The sequence below is a fragment of the Micropruina sp. genome (genome assembly GCF_027492755.1).
Lineage (GTDB): Bacteria > Actinomycetota > Actinomycetes > Propionibacteriales > Propionibacteriaceae > Micropruina.
The window spans coordinates 1-3019 of sequence record NZ_JAPUED010000050.1; the positions used below are offsets into that span (position 1 = coordinate 1).

Below are 3019 nucleotides of genomic sequence, written 5' to 3' on the forward strand. Positions count from 1 at the left end.
GGCGGCGATCCGACGGACGTTCTTGGTGAGGGTCATGGCGACTCCTTTCACGAGTGGCTGATGCCTTGATTCCCCCGGGGCTGTTCCCCGTGACACCAAGATTCGCGCTCCGACCAGGGCTGACGCGTCTGCCGGGGGAGCGAGATCGGAAGGTATGTCCGCAGGCATACGGCGGCGGGTCGCCGGCGGTCAGTCGGCGCGGCGGTCAGCGTCGCGCATCTCGTCGATGACGGCCCGGATCTCACGCAGATGCAGCGCCATCGCCTCGGCCACCGCGTCGGCGTCGCCGGTCTCCAGCGCGGTCAGGATGCGGGCGTGCCCGGCGTGTGAGAGGCGCCGTCCGTCGCCGGCCAAGTGCGAATAGACCCGGGCCTCGACCGTCCAGGTCGCCACCAGTTCGCCCAGCGAGCCGAGCAGCGGATTGCGCGCGGCCCGGGCGATCGTGGTGTGGAAACCGACGTCGAGCCGGAGCGACTCGTCGGCGTCGACCTCGGCCGCGGAGGCTTCCAACAGTGCCCGCAACTCGGCGAGCTCTTCGCCGGTGATCCGTTGGGCGGCGAGCCGGGCCAGCTGCGGCTCGATGACCTCGCGGAACTCGGCAGAATGTTCGAAGTCGTCATTGGCCCGCTCCAGTCGCGCCGCCAGCGAGGCGCTCAACGGCACCTCGCGGGTCACCCGGGTACCGCTGCCGTGCCGCCGGACGATCAGGCCGGACGCCTCCAGCTTGCTGAGCGCTTCACGCAGCGCGGCCCGGGAGACCGCCAGTTCGACGGCCAGCGTCCGTTCCGCGGGCAGCCGGTCGCCAGGTGCGAAGGTGCCGGTGACGATCTGCCGCTCGATGTGCCGGACGATCTCGTCGGCGACGGTCGCGCGTGACATGCGAAGTCGGCCCGCCTTCCGATGGCGATGGGGGAGGCGGACGCTCGCCGCCTCCCCCATCTTGTCACCCCGGTTACGCCGACTGCAGCGCGGTCGCCGGGATGGTCTCGATCTCCATGTCGGATGCCGAGGCGAACGTCTCACGCATCTGCTCGTAGTCGAGCTGGTTCTCCCAGCGGGACACGATGAACGTGGCGACGCAGTTGCCGAGCAGGTTGACCGAGACCCGCATCGAATCCATCAGCCGGTCGGCACCCAGCAGGAGAGCCACTCCGGCGACCGGGAAGATGCCCAGCGCCGTGGCGGTCGCCGATAGTGCGAGGAACGACGAGCCGGGCACCCCGGCCATGCCCTTCGAGGTGAGCAGCAGGACGCCCAGCGCGGCCAGCTGCTGACCGAGCGTCAGCTCGATGCCGAAGGCCTGAGCCAGGAACAGCAGGGAGATGGACAGGTAGATCGCCGCGCCGTCCAGGTTGAACGAGTATCCGGTCGGCACCACCAGCCCGGTGATCGAGCGCGGGTTGCCCGATTTGGTCAGCTTGGTCATGATCCGGGGCAGGACGGCCTCGGTGGACGCGGTGCCCAGGGCCAGCAGGAACTCGGACCGGGCGTACTTGATGAAGTCCCACAGCGGCACCCGGGCGACGAACCAGGCGATCAGGAACAGCAGGCCGATGAAGACCAGCGCAGCGCCGTAGCAGGCGGCGATCAGCATGGCGTAGGTACCCAGCGTGGCCAGGCCGTACTGCCCGATGATGAACGCCATCGCGCCGAACGCGCCGAGCGGGGAGACTCGCATGATCCAGCCCATGATCTTGAACACGATGTCCAGGGCGGCGTTGAGGAAGTCCATCACCGGCTTGGTCTTCTCCGGACCCAGCACCACCATGGCGGCGCCGAAGAAGACGGCGAAGAACAACACCTGGAGGAGCGCATTCTCGGCGAACGCCTGGACGACGCTCTCGGGAATGACGTGCAGCAGGAATGTGGCGGCGTCCGGAATCGAACCGCCGCCGGTCTTGGCCTCGACTGCGGCGCCGTTCAGGCTGGCCGGATCGATGTGCAGGCCTGCGCCCGGCCGCACCACGTTGCCGACCAGCATTCCGAACGCCAGGGCGAAGGTGGACGCCGCCAAGAAGTAGCCGAGAGCCTTCACGCCCACCCGTCCGACGGACTTCACGTCGCCGACGTGCGCGATGCCGGTGACGATGACCAGGAAGATGATCGGGGCGATGACCATCTTGATCAGCCGGATGAAGCCGTCGCCGATCGGTTTCAGCTGAGACCCGATGGCGGGCCACAAAGCCCCGATGGTGATGCCCAGAACGATCGCCACGCCGATCTGGAAGAACAACGACTTCCAGATCGGCTGCTTGACCTGGAGCTTCTGGTCGGGCCCTACCTCGTAGAGCCCTTCTATTGTCTTCGAGGTTGCCATGGGGGAATCTCCTTCGAGGGACTGAATCGTGCGGCACCAGCCCACTCCCACGGTGTTACGAGACTCAGCGCGGCGAATCACGGCCGCGTTACGGTCTGACCACTTTGTTTTCAATCGGCAGCACTAGCCTGCAAGGCATGGAGATCGTGCCCGCCGCCAGTGCCGTGATCGTCGACGACCAGGGCCGGATACTGCTGGTGTTGCGTGGGCACGAACCGCAGCGGGGGCGCTGGTCGGTGCCCGGCGGCAGCGCCGAGCCGGGCGAGACGTTGGAACAGGCCGCGGCCCGGGAGGCGCTCGAGGAGACCGGCCTGCGGGTCCGGATCGGCCGCGAGCTGTGGACGGTGACGCTGCCGACGGTGGACGGGCGGCTGTACGAGGTGCACGATTTCGCCGCGACCGTGATCGACGGCACCCTGACGCCCGGCGACGACGCTGCGGACGCCCGCTGGGTGACGCCGGCCGAGCTGGACGAACTGCCGCTGACCGCAGGCCTGAAGGACTACTTCGCCGGCGCTGGGATCATCCCGCCCGCCGCTGCTGGTTGAGCTTGTCGAAACCAGGGATCTCGACAAGCTCGATCAACGGGTGGGGGGCTCGGTCAACGGGTGGGGGGCTCGGTCAACGGGTGGGGAGCTCGATCAACAGTGACTACCCGGTGTTGCGCAGGCCGGCGGCGACACCGTTGACGGCCAGCAGCAG

The 3019-nt window shown here is 68.0% G+C and carries 3 protein-coding genes; 1 reads left to right on the forward strand and 2 read right to left on the reverse strand.

Annotation, left to right across the window (positions count from 1 at the left end):
* Positions 1 to 189 precede the first annotated feature (189 nt).
* Positions 190 to 879, reverse strand: coding sequence for a FadR/GntR family transcriptional regulator (locus Q0066_RS03165; RefSeq protein ID WP_298129966.1), 690 nt, complete (start codon positions 877 to 879; stop codon positions 190 to 192).
* A gap of 73 nt (positions 880 to 952) precedes the next feature.
* Positions 953 to 2317 carry a cation:dicarboxylase symporter family transporter gene (locus Q0066_RS03170; RefSeq protein ID WP_298129968.1) on the reverse strand — a complete coding sequence of 455 codons (1365 nt, stop codon included), beginning with the start codon at positions 2315 to 2317 and terminating at the stop codon, positions 953 to 955.
* A 137-nt stretch (positions 2318 to 2454) separates the two neighbouring features.
* Between Q0066_RS03170 and Q0066_RS03175 the strand changes: the two genes are divergently transcribed.
* Positions 2455 to 2865: an NUDIX domain-containing protein gene (locus Q0066_RS03175; RefSeq protein WP_298129971.1), complete on the forward strand. Its 411-nt coding sequence runs from the start codon at positions 2455 to 2457 to the stop codon at positions 2863 to 2865.
* Positions 2866 to 3019: the final 154 nt, after the last annotated feature.

Bases quoted from the DNA above. Each gene is read 5' to 3' on its own strand.
- Q0066_RS03175 (WP_298129971.1), top strand. From the start codon at position 2,455: ATGGAGATCGTGCCCGCCGCCAGTGCCGTGATCGTCGACGACCAGGGC.
- Q0066_RS03165 (WP_298129966.1), bottom strand. From the start codon at position 879: ATGTCACGCGCGACCGTCGCCGACGAGATCGTCCGGCACATCGAGCGG.
- Q0066_RS03170 (WP_298129968.1), bottom strand. From the start codon at position 2,317: ATGGCAACCTCGAAGACAATAGAAGGGCTCTACGAGGTAGGGCCCGAC.